Here is a 15601-nt window from a genome sequence, read left to right on the forward strand (position 1 = left end):
AATCAAGAATCAAGAGCCAGGAATCAAGACTTTAAAAAGTTGTTGAAGCCGTCTTGATTCTTGACTCTAATCTCTTGATTCTATTAATATTAAAAAAATGAAACGTTATATAACTCCATTAGCTTTTGTATTACTTACGGCCTTTTTAAGCGCTTGTAAAGTATCAAAGGATGTGGAAACACCCAAACCAGAGCTGCCGGTTGCTTTCAGGAGCGCCACAGTCATAACCACTGCCGATACCAGCAGCGTAGCCGATATACAGTGGAAAAACTTTTTTACCGACGCGACCCTGCAAAAGCTGATTGACAGCGCCATAGCAAAAAATTATGACATGCAGATAGCGGTCAAAAATATTGATGCAGCACAGTTGCTGTTTAAACAGGTAAAATGGAATTATGTACCCGAGGTTGCACTAAATGTAACGGCAAGCAGCAGCCGCCCGAGCGATAACAGCCTCAACGGATTAAGCATTAAACAGTATGGCTTAGGTACCAAACACATTGAAGATTATTCAGCAAACCTTGCCCTTTCATGGGAGGCCGATATCTGGGGCAAAATCCGTAACCAAAGCCGCCAGGCTCTTGCAGAATACCTGCAAACAGCCGAAGCAAAGAAGGCTATTCAAACCAACATCGTAGCAAACGTATCGCAAGGTTACTATAACCTGCTGATGCTTGATGCACAATTGGATATAGCTAAAAAGAACGTTAAACTCAACGACAGTACCATCCGGATCATCCGTTTACAATATGATGCCGGCCAGGTAACTTTACTGGCAGTACAACAGGCCGAAGCACAACAACAGGCTGCTGCGCAGTTGGTTCCACAGTTTGAAAGGAACGTAGCTGTACAGGAAAACGCTCTTAGTATCTTGGCAGGCAAATTGCCGGATGCTATCGAACGCAACGGCACATTAAATGATGTTAAATTCCCTGAAACGCTCACTGCCGGGGTTCCATCGGCCATCATCAGCCGCAGGCCCGACATCAGGACACAGGAACTGGCTTTAACCATTGCCAATGCCAAAGTGGGCATTACCAAATCTGAAATGTACCCGGCTTTAAGGATCACTGCAAGCGGTGGCGTTAACTCTTTTAAGGCCAGCAACTGGTTTAACATCCCGGCTTCATTGTTTGGGATAGTGGCCGGTAGTATTGCAACACCTTTGCTTGATCATAAGCAACTAAGCACTACCTACAAAGTTGCGCAAATTGACCGCGAAAAAACGGTACTGCAATTCAGACAATCAGTGTTAAATGCGGTTGGCGAGGTATCTGACGCTCTGGTTAAAATTGAAAAGCTAAAACAGGAGCAAGCCATAGCTGCAAATCGTGTAAAAACCCTGCAACAAGCTACAACAAACGCCAGCATGTTATTTAAAAACGGCCTGGCTAATTACCTGGAAGTAATAACAGCCCAGGGCAATGTATTGCAAGGTGAATTAGCACTTGCTACTATTAAAAGAGATGAGCTAAGCGCTACTGCCGAACTTTACCGTTCATTAGGTGGCGGATGGAAGTGATTTGGTAAGTAGTTGATTAAGTTGATTAGGAGGGTAGTTTAGCTTTATCAGCTTATTGCCAAATATTCGGGGCCGGTCGTATTTAATACGACCGGCCTCTTTTCGTAGAGGCGTATAATTGCGTCCCTCGCGTTTATGTCTACGCCATGTGTTTAAATAAAGCAGCCAGGTGCCCAAATTCAGATATTACAAATAAATTACCTCGATTTAGCATAAAATCGCTATCATAGCGCAACCCCAATAATTTTGACTTGTTTTTTAATGAAATATAAATTCTTAATAGCGCTGCTTCTTATATCCGGATACCTGAAAGCACAAAATTTAAAAATCATTCCTCAGCCACGGTCGGTTGTAAGTGGTTCCGGGCAAATCAGCATCAATAATCACTCGACAATTAGCTTAAGCGATACTTCATTAACCACTTTGGCTATTTACTTTCAAAAGGAATTATTTAAAGTAAAAGGTTTATCACCTGCGATAAATAACGGTGATTTAAAAAGTACCGTTAAACTCGTTTTAACCAACACAAACCAAACTATAGGTGCATATGCACTAAAAATTACGCCGGGGCAGATAACCATATCATCTTCAAATAAAGAAGGTGTTTTTTATGGTTTGATATCGCTTTTACAACTTATTAAAGATCATCCTAAAGAAGGTGATAACCTTACTCTTGCGTCAACAGATGCAACTGACGCCCGTGAGTACCAAAATGTTGTACTTGCATCCACAGAAATAACCGACGCGCCCCGTTACCAATGGCGTGGTTTAATGCTCGACGAATCGCGGCATTTCTTTGGCAAGCAAAAGGTTAAGCAGATTTTGGATTGGATGGCTTATTACAAGCTCAATAAATTCCACTGGCATTTGACAGATGTGCAGGGCTGGCGCATTGAAATAAAAAAATACCCCAGGTTAACGTCCGTGGGCGGGGTGGGTGATTACAGCGATACATCGGCAGAGGCCCTTCCGATGTATTATACCCAAAATGATATCAAAGAAGTGGTTAATTACGCTGCTCAGCGCTTTATAACAGTGATACCGGAGATTGACATGCCCGGCCATGCAACCGCCGCTAATAAAGCTTATCCCGAATATTCGGGTGGGAGCGTAGCCGGTTATCCAAACTTCACATTTAACCCGGCAAAAGAAGAAACTTACCAGTATTTAGCCAATGTTATCAAGGAAACAACTGCCCTGTTTCCATCAAAAATGATACACCTGGGCGGCGATGAGGTTGTTTTGGGTATCAAAGCATGGTCGTTAGATACGGCCATTGCCCGGATGATGCAGAATAAGGGTTTTGCTGATGTTGGCACGCTGGAACGCTACTTTTTTAAGCGGATGACCGATACCGTAACCAATATGGGCAGTAAGATTCTGGCCTGGGACGAGGCCACCCAAACCGACTTGCCGGCTGGGGAAACCATCATTTTTTGGTGGCGGCAAAATTTGCCGGGCCAGCTAAGTCTTGCTTTGCAGAAAAATTACCAGGTGGTATTATGCCCTCGCTTGCCGCTATATCTCGATTTTTTACAGGATGGCACACACGTTTCGGGTCGTAACTGGAAGGGTGTATTTAACCGGTATACAGATATCTATAACTTTCCGGACAGGCAATTAAATGCAGATCAGCTTGCATCAAACCAAATCATCGGCGTGCAGGCAAATATCTGGACAGAGAAAATAGCATCAGAAAAACGCCTGGACTTTATGCTTTTCCCACGGATTGCCGGCCTGGCCGAAGCTGGGTGGACTGCGCCCGAGGTAAAAAACGAGGCGGCATTTAATGAACGGGTACAGGCAGGCTTAAAAAACTGGGATGCTGCCGATATTTATTACTTTAACCCTTTCGATCCGCAGGCCCACCCCGAGGCAGTTGATTTTGCACCTGTAATCAGAAAAACTCCCGTAGCCGAAAAACATGGCCGTCACCATAAAGCACATTCAAAAGCATCAAAGAGGGGAAATAGGATATCGGCAAAATCTCATAAATCGACATCCAAATCCAAGTCGACCAAAAATAAACCCCATAAAAAAAGGAAATAGCCTGCTGGTTACTTCCTTTATATTGTTTATTACCGATTAGCAGTAGCTTTGAGCTTTTCGCCTTACTCCGGTTCTACCTATAGGTTGACAGGTGGGTAGTTTTGATGCTTAGCACAAAAGATTTCCCAACGCTTATTTTAACGTTTTTGTCTAATAACATAGCCTTAACAGCATCATCGCCTTTGATGGCCTCAAAAAGATCGCGCGCCACGGCCGATCCGCTGATGTTGTTGGTAACCTTGCCGTTTTCCATATTTATATTGAACGTGTAGCCCGATTTTCCACGATCGCCGGCAGATTCAAAATCGGTAATGTTCAGTTTGAACTGCTGATCTTCAGTCAGGCTTTTCTTCAAATGCAAACGGATAACCGGCATGTACCTTTTCCAGGTAGTTAAATACTTTCTTTCTTCCATGATATGCTTATATATATAAATAAAGCCCCTGTAGGTATTCGTTTACAGGGGCTTTTAAGATTTTTAAGAACAGGAAAACCATATATCCTGATCTTATTTTATGTATGTAATTTGTTGTTTTGAAACAGGGATAATTAGGGACAGCTACTCCCGCGAATAATATTACCGCATAACAATTCAAAGCTACCTAAATTAAAGTATACACCCGCAATTTATATTTTTATAACCTATGTGGTGTAATGGGTTGTTAATCAGTAGTTATTGTGTCCTTATTTACGTAGCAAGGGAGTGTTGTCAATAAAATCCGAAACTAAAAAGTGATAAATGCTCTTTTTTCGAAGCAGGCAGGTAATCTGCCTGGTGGATTAAAAAGCATGACAATGACCGGTGAACCGTCTCAGCAGCCCGATACAGGCTTTTTATGATGCGGCAGTCTATATTAACACTTCGCGTGCAATTAAGCCGCGTTGCCCATTATTTGGGCATTACTCATCATAGTTAAGCAACAAAGCAGCGATGTCCGCTCACCTATAGTTCCATATCGTTCGCCGATTAATTCAGTGTTTTTTATGATTGCACGAATACGGTTAAAATAAGACATTTGCCAAATGACAACCCAAGACATTCTATCGGCAATAACTTACCAGGCAGCTTCCACAACCGAACATTTTGAACAAATTGTAGCGCTTCAAAATCAAAATCTATACAAATCATTAACGCCCGAAGAGCAGGATCAGCAAGGCTTTGTTTTTGCCGAGCATACAGTTGAACTATTACAACAAATGGCATCGCAAATACCACAGGTTATTGCGTTGTATAAAAATAAAGTAATTGGCTATAACCTGGCCATGACAGCTGCTATGGAAAAACAACTGCCCAGCCTTGAACCAATGTTCAGGGAGTTTTATAAAATCCGGTACCAGGGTAAAATTTTAACTGCCTATAAATTTTTTGTAGGAGGCCAGGTGTGTGTTGATAAAGATTTCAGAGGGCTGGGATTGTTAAGCAAACTTTATAACGCAACAGCCAACCTGGCAGGCGACGATTATGAACTTTGCATCACCGAAATTGCAGTAAGAAACGTCAACTCGTTAAAAGTGCATCAAAAAATGGGTTTCGAAATAGCCGGTACCCACCGTGATGAGTTTGGCGATTGGTATGTAGTTGTTTGGGACATCAGAAAGATTTAAACACATTTGGAATCAAGCATAGATGATTGCTCATTCTAAATTGAGTCTATATCACAGTTTTTCTATTTCCTCAACCGACAGCCCTGTGAATTTTTTGATCTGGGCAACAGGCAAACCCTCCTTTTTCATTTCGCGGGCAATAGCAACAGCTTCTTCTTTTCTACCTTCATTTCTGCCTTCATTTCTGCCTTTTTTTTCAGCTCTTTCTAATAAAAGTTCTTCGATACCCATGGTGTTGCTCCTTCCTGTTAAAATTTCTACCTGTTGATCAAATTTAGTGTTATAGTACAGGATGTTTTTGGATGTTTATAGAGTTTTGCTTATAATTTTTCTATTTCCTCAACAGAAAGTCGGGTGAATTTTTCGATTTGGGCAACAGGCAAGCCATCTTTTTTCATTTCACGGGCAATAACAACAGCTTCTTCTTTCCTGCCTTTTATTTCACCCTTTTTCTCGCCTTTTTTTTCACCTTTTTTTTCGCCTTTTTTCTCAGCCCTGTCTAATAAAAGTTCTTCGATACCCATGGTGTTGCTCCTTCCTGTTAAAATTTCTACCTGTTGCTCAAATTTAGTGTTTATATCCTGATTTTCAAAGCGTATGTAATACCTCAGAAAATTCATCAGTACCCTTATCTTTTCTTTTGCTATCTGTTTGGCCAGTAATAACCTGGTGAGGTTAAGTTTTAAATTCAGCAATAGTTCGTCACGTTCCCTGCTGCTTTTCAGGTCTTTGCCTGCAAGCGCCGCTTTTGCTGTAAGCACAACCAAGGCAAAAGGATTATCGCTCGCTTGTAGCACCTCATCGCTTTGGCTGGCTATTTTATACGTATTAAACGTATAACGCAAACTGGTGCCCATAAAATCTATGGCAAAATGGTTTGGTCTTTCCTTTGTATTGGCTTCGGTAAATATGGCGTAGGCAACTATTGGCTTTTGATACTTATCCAGTATGCGGTAAAAATAGGTGTACATGCGGCTTGCAAAATCTTTTTGATATTGGCCCTGCACTTCCACATGCACCAAAATCCATTCTTCTTTGCCGGCTTTGGTAAATACCTTAACCAGCTTATCGATCACCTTTGGCGAGTACTCGTTGTTTTCGGGCGGGAAAACCTGTTCCAGCTCTTTATCCAGGAATTCGAAACCTTTATTAAAGTCGAAAATCTTAGAAGCATCAGGATTAAGAAAACATAGGAAATCGTCAAAAACATCTTCGAGTATTCCTTTCCAAAGAATGTCGTCTTTTCTTCTCATTAAACAATAATAGAAAATTATAATTGATTAAAAAGCAGATTTATTAAAGCCCACGGGACGGATGTAAGGAAAGAGATGCAAAATTCCAACAGGAGATTTTTTTAAATCCTGTCAATCCTGTAAAATTCCGAAATAGTGTCTATTTTGCCGTTACCTCATGCAAGCCGCATTCTTTTTTGGATTGATCTTCCCACCACCAGCGGCCGGCGCGGAAATCTTCGCCTTCGGCAACGGCACGGGTACAAGGCATACAGCCTATGCTCGGGAAGCCTTTATCGTGAAGTGAGTTGTAAGGGATATTGTATTGTTTAATATAGGCTTTAACCTCATCCAAAGTCCAATGAAAAATAGGGTGGTATTTTACCAGTTGGTTTTGTTCGTCCCATTCTACATCATGCATATCATGGCGGTTGGCCGATTGATCAGCACGGATACCCGTAATCCAAACCTTATTGCCTTTTAAAGCGCGCTTAAGCGGTTCAATTTTACGGATGCCGCAGCATTCTTTACGGTTCTCTACCGACTCATAAAAGCTGTTAGGGCCTTTGGCGTTTACCATTTGCTCCAAAAGTTCATTATTTGGATAATAGGCGTGGATAGGTTGTTTATACCTGTCCATTGTGCTGGCCCAAACTGAATAGGTTTCGCGGAAAAGCCTTCCTGTTTCTAAAGTAAATACCTTAATGGGCAGCCTATTGGCGAATATCATATGACTGATCACCTGGTCTTCCCAGCCAAAACTGGTCGAAAATACAATCTCGCCGGGATAAAGCTCAGCCAGCTTAGTCAGCGCTTCAACAGGGCCCAGACCAGGTGTAATGTTGTTTATATGTTCAAAAGCCTCGTTCATATCAGATAAACTTTGTAATAAAGGCAACAATTGATTTAATACTTACCAAAATCACGATGATACCCACAGATACCATGATGGTTTTGGTTGAAATTTTATTTGAAATTTTTGCCGCAATAGGCGATGCTAAAGCGCTACCCAGTACCAGGCCGGCAACAGCTTGCCAATGATCGCTGCTTACCATGGCGATGAATGTGATTGACCCTGCTATCGCCACAAAAAAGCGGGATAATTTTACCGTTCCCAAGCAAAATATAGGGCTGCGGCCACCGGCTATTAGTGTTGATAACACGATTGAACCCCAACCGCCGCCGCCAACAGCATCAATAAAACCACCGCCTAAACCAAGCAACGATATGCGTTTTACCTTATCAGCCGATTTCTTTTTCTTAATATTGAACGCTTTGGAGAGTATTACAACGCCTAATATCAAAGTGTACACTGATACCACGGGCTTGGTATACATGCTGTAATGTTCAAGGGACGACAGGATAGATGCTCCAATAACTGCACCGGCAATGCCCGGTAATACCAATAACCAAAATAACTTCCAATTGATATTGCCCATACGGTAATGCATCCATCCGGCAATACCGCAGCTCATGATCTCGGACAGGTGGACACCCATACTTGCTGAAGCAGGAGGGATGCCCATTGAAAGGGAGAAAGTGGTTGATGTAACACCATATGACATGCCAATGGCGCCATCTATCATCGCGAATATAAACCCTGCACCTAAAAAGTAATAAAACTGCGGGCTTACACCTTCAACAAATGTTTTAAAAGCGGGTTCTTTGAAGTATAAAGCAGTTATAACAATGGCCAATGAAACAATAATGGTTGACCATATAAGCCAGATGAAATTTTTGATCACAACAGATTTCGGCTCAACCAATACTGATGTTACACTATTCAGTTGTTTAACTTTATCTGCAAAGTCGCCGCTTAAGGTGTTCCTTAACTCGCTCATTTGTTGCAGCGTGGTATCCAGCTCATCAGGCAGGCTTTCGTTTAGTACTTCTTTTAAGCGTTTGGCTACCGTAGGCGATTTACCATTGGTTGATATGGCCAGTTTCAGGTCGCCCTTTTTTACTATCGAACCTAAATAAAAATCGCAAAGTTCGGGCTTATCGGCCACGTTAATGAGCAGCTTACGGTCATGTGCCGATTGGCGCACGTATTTATTTAGTTCGCTATCATTAGTAGCTGCAATTACCACCTCGGCATTATCCAGGTCGTTATCTGTAAACGATTTCTGAACAATGGTTAAGCCCGGGTATTGCGCGGCAAGTTCATGAATTTCGGGTAAAAATGTTTTAGATATTACCGTTACGTTGGCTTTCTGGCTATTGTTTAAAATAGCCGTTAGTTTTTCAAGGCCAACATTACCGCCACCAACCAAAACGGTATGGAGGTTATTCAGCTTCAAAAAAACCGGGAACAGTTGATTACCGCCGATCTCTTCGTGCTCAATTTGCGTTAAACTATTATCCTTTGGCAACAACGTCATAAATTTCTTTAATCAACTGGTATTTAGGGTGCAATGAAACCACTTCGCCCAACACTATAATCGCCGGCGAACCGATATTATTTTCTTTCACTGCATCAACAATGGTATCAACTGTAGCAATAGCAACTTTTTCATCCGTTGTAGTGCCGCTTTGAATTACCGCTACGGGCAGCTTGCTTTTTCCTTCACTTTTAAATATTTCGGTAATCTCGGCCAGCTTATTGATCCCCATAAGCACAACAACCGTTGCCCTGCTTTTGGCAGCATCATACAAATCAGGTGATATTTTCCCGTTTGATATAGTACCTGTAATTACCCAGAAACTTTCGCTTAAACCGCGATGAGTTACCGGGATATTTTGTAATTCGGCTACGGCTATGGAACTGGAGATTCCAGGGATAACCGAAGCGGGGATATCATGTGATGCGGCAAAATCCAATTCTTCAAACCCACGGCCAAATACAAACGGATCGCCGCCTTTCAACCTTACCACGTGGCCGTAATTGATAGCGTAATCAACCATCAGCTGGTTCACGGCTTCCTGTGAGAAGGTATGATCGCCGGAACGTTTGCCTACATATACTTTTACCGAAGCCTCTGGCGCATAGCCAAGCAATTCTTCGTTCACTAAAGCATCGTATAAAACAACATCGGCTGTTTTTAATACTTTAATAGCCTTAACGGTAATCAGGTCGGCATCGCCGGGGCCTGCACCCACTAAAGTTATTTGTGGTTGTTTAGTGTTATCCGTCATTATTGCACCAATGCCTCTCTTTGCGCTTTGCTTTTTCCTAAAAATTCTTCGGCCTGCGCTAAATATGCCGCTGCAAATTCAGCTGAGGGCTCGTTTTGACTGATCTGCAGTACCAGGTCACTAAACGATCCTTGCAAATCAAACTCGCCGGTTGCTACAAACTGCGCATCAAACTCTTTAATAATGCCTGCCTGTGTGCTGCTGTTGGTACCTTTATCTAACAATAAAGCTTTTGCCGAACTGATGAAAACATTATACGAATGATAAATAGCATCAGACCAGTCGCCCCGGGTAAATGAACCGTTTGCCCAGCCCATTTTTTCCTCCGATTCAAAAAGAAGGGTAGCAACCAAATCAATTACTACGCCGGCACACTCGCCTACGCCAATAGCAGATACATAGGTTTCCTGGTGGCCCCAGTCAACAAATTCATCATCGGTAAGGGTTGTTAAATCTGCAAGCGGTTTCAGTAGGCGGTAAAAATAATCTTTACCCTGGCGGTCGTAATAGGCATGGAAAGTTTCACCCTCTGGCGAAAACTCTTTGTAATCGTCAAGGATTTTTCTTAAAACGTCGGTAGCACGTTTTGAAGGCACCTTAACCACTCTTTCGGCCGCACGGCCTACACCATCGCCAACAGTGCCACCGCCCAGCATTACCTGTACCGAAGGCAATACCTTTGTACCGGCCTTAAGCGAACTGCCATGAAAACCTATATGGGCCAAACCATGCTGACCGCAGGAGTTCATACACCCGCTTATTTTTATTTTGATGTCGCGGTTAAAAATGAACTCTTCGTATTCATTAAAAATCAAATCTTCCAGCACACGCGCCATGGTCATGCTGTTGCTGATGCCCAGGTTACAGGTATCGGTACCGGGGCAGGTAGTAACGTCGGCCAGGGTATCAAAACCGGGCGCGGCAAGCTCCAGTTTAGCTAAACCTTCATATAAAGCAGGCAATGCCTCTTTACGGACAAATTTTAACAATAAACCCTGGTTTTGCGTAATGCGGATTTCGTTAGCCACCAAGGGTTCTAAAACCTTTACCAGGGCACGTGCGGTATCAGATGGGATATCGCCCACCGGTACTTTAATATATACACCGTAAAAACCTTTTTGCTTTTGCTCAAAAACGTTGGTAACCAGCCACTGCTCATAGCGGAATGGGTTGCTGATTTCTACCGCAGGGTATTCGGCTGTTGCCGGCAGCGCTGGCAATGCAACGGTATCGCGATTAACAGGATAGCTTTTTACTTTAATGGCAGTCCTTTCAACTTTGGCTAAACGTAACACTTCCTCTAATCCAATTTTCTGGATCAGGTATTTCATCCTGGCCTTATTACGGTTGTTACGTTCACCATAACGGTCAAACACGCGAATAATGGCTTCGATATAAGGGATCAGCTGATCTTCGGGTAAAAACTCTTCAACAATGCTTGCCAATATGGGTTGTGCGCCTAAGCCGCCACCCAAAAGTATTTTGAAGCCACGTTCGCCGTTAGCATTTACTTTAGGGATGGCGCCAATATCATGAATATATGAAAAAGCAGTATCCGCATCGCTTGATGAAAACGAGATTTTAAATTTACGGCCCATTTCCTGGCAAACAGGGTTACGCAAAAAGTACTCGAAAGTAGCATGTGCATAAGGCGATACATCAAAAGGCTCCAACGGATCGATGCCGGCGGTAGGAGAGGCGGTAACATTCCGCACGGTATTACCACAGGCTTCACGCAGGGTGATATCATCCTGCTCCAGTTTGGCCCAAAGTTCGGGCGTACGATCCAGGCTTACATAATGAATCTGGATATCCTGGCGGGTGGTAAGGTGTAAGTTACGGCTTCCGTACTCGTCAGATATATCGGCAATTTTAAGTAGTTGCTTAAAAGTTACCTTACCAAATGGCAGCTTAATGCGTACCATTTGTACGCCTGGCTGGCGCTGGCCATAAACACCACGGGCCAAACGAAGGCTCCTGAATTTTTCGTCGTGTATTTTACCTTCACGAAAAGCTCTGATCTTTTTTTCCAGGTCGATAATATCCTGCTCTACTATTGGGTTCTCCAGTTCTGTTCTGAAGCTTTGCATAAGCTATTTTTTTAATCAATTATAAAAAAGCCCCTTTGGCTTTGGCTAAAGAGGCGTATGTGGATAATACAAATTATAGCCGTGTCCTGTCGCCGGTTAAACAGCAGTACATGTGGATATAAGTGTGTGTATTAATAGGGCTCATTATGTTTTATATCACAAATATATACATAGTATAGGGAAATGGTAGAATTTAATTGAAAAAACTGTTATTTGACAGTTTTATGATGACATTACACGTTGATGAGCGTCTGCTCGCGGGTTATAATGTCAGCTATGCTGGTCTCGCTCAGTATTTTAAGTGTAGCATCCCGCACATCAACAAACACATCGCGGATGCCGCAGGTAGTTTCTTGGTGGCACTCATCGCATTTGTGGTAAAAATTCAGGCTGGCACAAGGTACCATGGCTATGGGGCCATCGGTAATGCGCATGATACTTACCAGGAAAATCTCTTTCGGATCGCGGTTTAAGCTGTAACCGCCGCCTGCTCCTTTTTTACTATACAGGAAACCAGCATTGCGCAGATCGAGCAGGATTTGTTCCAGGAATTTTTTGGGAATTCGTTCTGCCTCGGCGATTCTCGAAATTTGCATAGGCGGCTGATCCATGTTTTTGCCCAGGATCACCAATGCCTTAATAGCGTACTTTGTTTTTTTGGAAAGCATTTTAAAAAATAAAAACTCAAAAAGTTAAACAATATTAAATAAAATAATCCACTAAAACTATAGAGTACAACGATACTATCTTATTTACCTTTTTTGTTATAATAAAATTACAGTTTGCCAAAAAATATGTAAAATCAATGGATGTTAAGACGGAAAAAGAGGGCGATATGATGGGCGTATTTCTTTTTATCAAAAAAAAGCGCTGTTAATTGAATATACAATTGCAGTAAAACCCGAGATTTTTTGATATATCTTTATTTTTTATCCGAATGCCCAAGGTTTTTTTCGGGATTAACCCTGTCGCGTATTAATTGTTTTAGCTCTTTAATTTCCGGGAACCGCCCCTCTTTTTTCCTGTCAAAAATCACATCGCCATCGATAAAAACAGAATACCTTCCGCTTATTTCGCTTGGATGTAGGGTTACCCCAAAAATATCATTAGTAAAAGTGGTAAGCAGTTCCTGGGCCATATAAGCTGCCCGCATCATCCAGCCGCATTTGGGGCAATATTCAATAGTGACGGTTGGTTTCATGATACTGATTTCTTTTTCTCAATTATAAATCTGTCGTCGGTGTGTGTGCTTAATACACTAAGGGTATCACCGACAGTAACAAATCCTTCGCCCTGGTGTACCAGGTTTTGTCCAAAAAGGATCTTGTTATTTTTTAAGCGATAAGTAGCCAGTGTTTTCAACGGTTCTTTAGCTTTTACGCCCGTTTGCTGATCGATAGTGGTCATTACACAGCGGGCGCAGAGTTTAGCTCCGTAAAAATTGATGCCCGAGATGTTTATATGGTCCATCAGGTCTTCGCTAAAGGCATCGCCGCCGGTAAAAACAATGTTGGGCCTAAACCTATCCATCGGTAAGGCAGCCGGCAGGCGTTTATTTAAATCATCCAGCGAAGCCTGGCCGATGAGTAAAAATGGATAAGCATCGGCAAAAGAAGTGATCATGCCCGGCTGTGCATAACGTTGGTCAACTTCACGTTCACTATCGTCGGGCATGTAAATCAGCCGGCAGGGAATGCCCAATATGGTGGTAAACCATTCGTCAAACTCATCGCCTACATAAACGCCTATACACGTATCATCCCAAATAACCACATCATGTTTACTAAGGGTATCGTATGTAAAAGGGATTTTTATAGATCCGTTTGCATGATGAGAAACCATCAAGCCATCGCTTTGTATGTTTACTTTGATCAGCGCCATCTGGGGGTGTTCCCTTTGGGTGAGAAACCTGTTTTGGCCATCAACCAGCATCCATCGCCTATCGTGTTTAAAACCGCGCGAGGTAACTTCGGCCGAAGTTACCGGAATACCGCCAAGAGATTTTATAGGATATATGTAAAGCTGGCTGATTTGAAGCATACGCGATATGTGATGGCCCGGTAAAAATAGAAAAATTTGACCTGAATGCGAAGCCGGCATGAAAGCTAAGGCGCTTCATCCAGGTTCGGATAAAAAATATTTCAATCGATTGCTTTAGTTAATATTAATTGATAATATTGTTTTATCCAATTGAGAAACCAATACTAAATATACTCATAACCAATTCGAGATTATGCCATTAAACAATGTAAGCGGCAGCGCCAAAGCCGGAAATACTTATGACGCTATTGTTGTAGGATCGGGCATCAGCGGCGGCTGGGCGGCTAAAGAACTAACAGGCAGGGGCTTAAAAACCATTATGCTTGAACGCGGCAGGAACTTTGAGCACATTAAAGATTATAAAACAGCAACCAAAGATCCCTGGGACTTTGAGCACCGCGGTTCGGTAACGCAGGAGCAGCGAAAAGCCCGCCCGGTAATTTCACGTAACTGGGGCGCCCAGGAACCTATTATGGATTACTGGGTGAATGAGCAGGAAGCACCTTATCACGAGGTTAAGCCGTTTAACTGGTGGCGATCATATCAACTGGGCGGTCGCTCTATTTTATGGGGACGCCAAAGCTACCGCTGGAGCGATTATGATTTTGAAGCCAATGCAAAAGATGGCTGGGCAATTGACTGGCCCATCCGTTATAAAGACCTTGCCCCATGGTATGATCATGTTGAGAAGTTTGCTGGTATAAGTGGATCGTTGGAAGGATTGCCTCACTTACCTGACGGACATTTTTTGCCACCGATGGATATGAACTGGGTAGAAAGAGATGTAGCTGCCCGAATTAAAAAGAATTATAACGATACAAGGCATATGATCATAGGTCGTGTTGCCAACCTTACGGCCGCTATACCTGGCCGTACGCAATGCCAGTTCAGGAACAGGTGTTGGGAGGGCTGCCCTTTCGGGGGATATTTTAGTACACAGTCATCTACCTTGCCGGCCGCTTTGGCTACCGGTAACTTAACCGTAAGGCCATACAGTATAGTTACCAGGATATTATATGATAAGGATACTCAAAAAGCAAAAGGAGTAGAGGTGCTGGATGCCGAAACCAACAAAACTTATGAATATTACGCCAAGGTTGTATTTGTTAATGCTTCTGCCTTAAACAGTGCGTGGGTATTGATGAATTCGGCTACTGACATCTGGCCTGATGGGTTGGGCAGCAGTAGTGGCGAATTGGGCCATAATATTATGGATCACCATTATAATTTGGGTGCATCGGGCACTGTTGAAGGATTTGAAGATAAATATTACTATGGCCGCAGGGCCAATGGCATTTACGTAGTGCGTTTTGCCAATTTATTTGGCGATAAACGCGATTACCTGCGTGGCTTTGGTTACCAGGGCGCCGCGAGCCGCACCGGCTGGAGCCGTGAAATTGCCGAAATGAATATTGGTGCGCAATACAAAGATGCCATAACCGAACCTGGCGACTGGCAAATAGGTATAGGCGGATTTGGCGAACTGCTGCCTTATCACGATAACAAAATTACGCTTGATAAAACCCGTAAAGACAAATGGGGGCTGCCCATATTATCTATGGATGCGGTTATCAGGGAAAATGAAATGAAGATGCGCGTAGATATTGTTAAAGAAGCTAAAGCAATGCTGGAAAGCGCCGGTGTTAAAGACGTAAAAACGCATGACCGTGGCCATAATATAGGCGATGGAATCCACGAAATGGGCACCGCCCGTATGGGCCGCGATCCTAAAACATCGGTGCTAAATGAACATAACCAGGTTTGGGATGCTAAAAACGTTTTTGTTACCGATGGCGCGGCCATGACATCGTCGGCATGCCAAAATCCATCCTTAACTTATATGGCATTAACCGCGCGGGCCGCAAATTTTGCTGCCGACGAGCTGAAGAAAGGAAATATTTAAATTGATTTGAAAATTTGAGGATTGG

14 protein-coding genes are annotated in these 15601 nt (G+C 42.9%); 4 read left to right on the forward strand and 10 right to left on the reverse strand.

Annotated elements, in window-relative coordinates:
* Window positions 1–97 precede the first annotated feature (97 nt).
* Window positions 98–1522 (forward strand): efflux transporter outer membrane subunit, encoded by a 1425-nt coding sequence (locus tag PQ469_RS11070; RefSeq protein ID WP_274213020.1) that lies wholly within the window; start codon window positions 98–100, stop codon window positions 1520–1522.
* A gap of 261 nt (window positions 1523–1783) precedes the next feature.
* Complete coding sequence (locus PQ469_RS11075) at window positions 1784–3571, forward strand: beta-N-acetylhexosaminidase (protein ID WP_274213021.1); 1788 nt, start codon at window positions 1784–1786, stop codon at window positions 3569–3571.
* Window positions 3572–3644: 73 nt separating this feature from the next.
* On the opposite strand, the gene PQ469_RS11080 is transcribed toward PQ469_RS11075, so the two are convergent.
* Window positions 3645–3986 carry a hypothetical protein gene (locus PQ469_RS11080; protein ID WP_090647651.1) on the reverse strand — a complete coding sequence of 114 codons (342 nt, stop codon included), beginning with the start codon at window positions 3984–3986 and terminating at the stop codon, window positions 3645–3647.
* Between the two features lie 608 nt (window positions 3987–4594).
* On the opposite strand from PQ469_RS11080, the gene PQ469_RS11085 reads away from it, so the two are divergent.
* Window positions 4595–5176 carry a GNAT family N-acetyltransferase gene (locus tag PQ469_RS11085; protein ID WP_274213022.1) on the forward strand — a complete coding sequence of 194 codons (582 nt, stop codon included), beginning with the start codon at window positions 4595–4597 and terminating at the stop codon, window positions 5174–5176.
* Between the two features lie 51 nt (window positions 5177–5227).
* On the opposite strand, the gene PQ469_RS11090 is transcribed toward PQ469_RS11085, so the two are convergent.
* From PQ469_RS11090 to PQ469_RS11130, 9 genes are all read right to left on the reverse strand, one after another.
* The gene (locus PQ469_RS11090; protein ID WP_274213023.1) at window positions 5228–5407 is read right to left on the reverse strand and encodes an Rpn/YhgA-type helix-turn-helix domain-containing protein; all 180 of its coding nucleotides are present in this window, start codon (window positions 5405–5407) and stop codon (window positions 5228–5230) included.
* A gap of 89 nt (window positions 5408–5496) precedes the next feature.
* Window positions 5497–6429 carry an RpnC/YadD family protein gene (locus PQ469_RS11095; protein ID WP_274213024.1) on the reverse strand — a complete coding sequence of 311 codons (933 nt, stop codon included), beginning with the start codon at window positions 6427–6429 and terminating at the stop codon, window positions 5497–5499.
* A 139-nt stretch (window positions 6430–6568) separates the two neighbouring features.
* Window positions 6569–7279 carry a phosphoadenylyl-sulfate reductase gene (locus PQ469_RS11100; protein ID WP_274213025.1) on the reverse strand — a complete coding sequence of 237 codons (711 nt, stop codon included), beginning with the start codon at window positions 7277–7279 and terminating at the stop codon, window positions 6569–6571.
* Window position 7280: 1 nt separating this feature from the next.
* A complete protein-coding gene (locus tag PQ469_RS11105) occupies window positions 7281–8789 on the reverse strand; it encodes a TSUP family transporter (RefSeq protein ID WP_274213026.1) in 1509 nt (502 codons plus the stop codon).
* Window positions 8767–9543, reverse strand: a complete 777-nt coding sequence (gene cobA / locus PQ469_RS11110; protein ID WP_274213027.1) for a uroporphyrinogen-III C-methyltransferase — start codon at window positions 9541–9543, stop codon at window positions 8767–8769. The genes PQ469_RS11105 and cobA overlap by 23 nt, the downstream gene beginning before the upstream one ends.
* The gene (locus PQ469_RS11115) at window positions 9543–11633 is read right to left on the reverse strand and encodes a ferredoxin-like domain-containing protein (protein ID WP_274213028.1); all 2091 of its coding nucleotides are present in this window, start codon (window positions 11631–11633) and stop codon (window positions 9543–9545) included. The genes cobA and PQ469_RS11115 overlap by 1 nt, the downstream gene beginning before the upstream one ends.
* A gap of 233 nt (window positions 11634–11866) precedes the next feature.
* On the reverse strand, window positions 11867–12301 hold the full coding sequence (locus PQ469_RS11120) for an RrF2 family transcriptional regulator (protein ID WP_090647684.1): 435 nt from the start codon (window positions 12299–12301) through the stop codon (window positions 11867–11869).
* Window positions 12302–12555: 254 nt separating this feature from the next.
* Window positions 12556–12834, reverse strand: coding sequence for an Rdx family protein (locus PQ469_RS11125; protein ID WP_274213029.1), 279 nt, complete (start codon window positions 12832–12834; stop codon window positions 12556–12558).
* The gene (locus tag PQ469_RS11130) at window positions 12831–13673 is read right to left on the reverse strand and encodes an MOSC domain-containing protein (protein ID WP_274213030.1); all 843 of its coding nucleotides are present in this window, start codon (window positions 13671–13673) and stop codon (window positions 12831–12833) included. The genes PQ469_RS11125 and PQ469_RS11130 overlap by 4 nt, the downstream gene beginning before the upstream one ends.
* Window positions 13674–13866: 193 nt before the next feature.
* On the opposite strand from PQ469_RS11130, the gene PQ469_RS11135 reads away from it, so the two are divergent.
* Window positions 13867–15576 carry a GMC oxidoreductase gene (locus PQ469_RS11135; protein ID WP_090647692.1) on the forward strand — a complete coding sequence of 570 codons (1710 nt, stop codon included), beginning with the start codon at window positions 13867–13869 and terminating at the stop codon, window positions 15574–15576.
* The last annotated feature ends 25 nt before the right edge of the window (window positions 15577–15601 follow it).

Origin of the sequence: Mucilaginibacter sp. KACC 22773 (genome assembly GCF_028736215.1) — a bacterium.
Lineage (GTDB): Bacteria > Bacteroidota > Bacteroidia > Sphingobacteriales > Sphingobacteriaceae > Mucilaginibacter.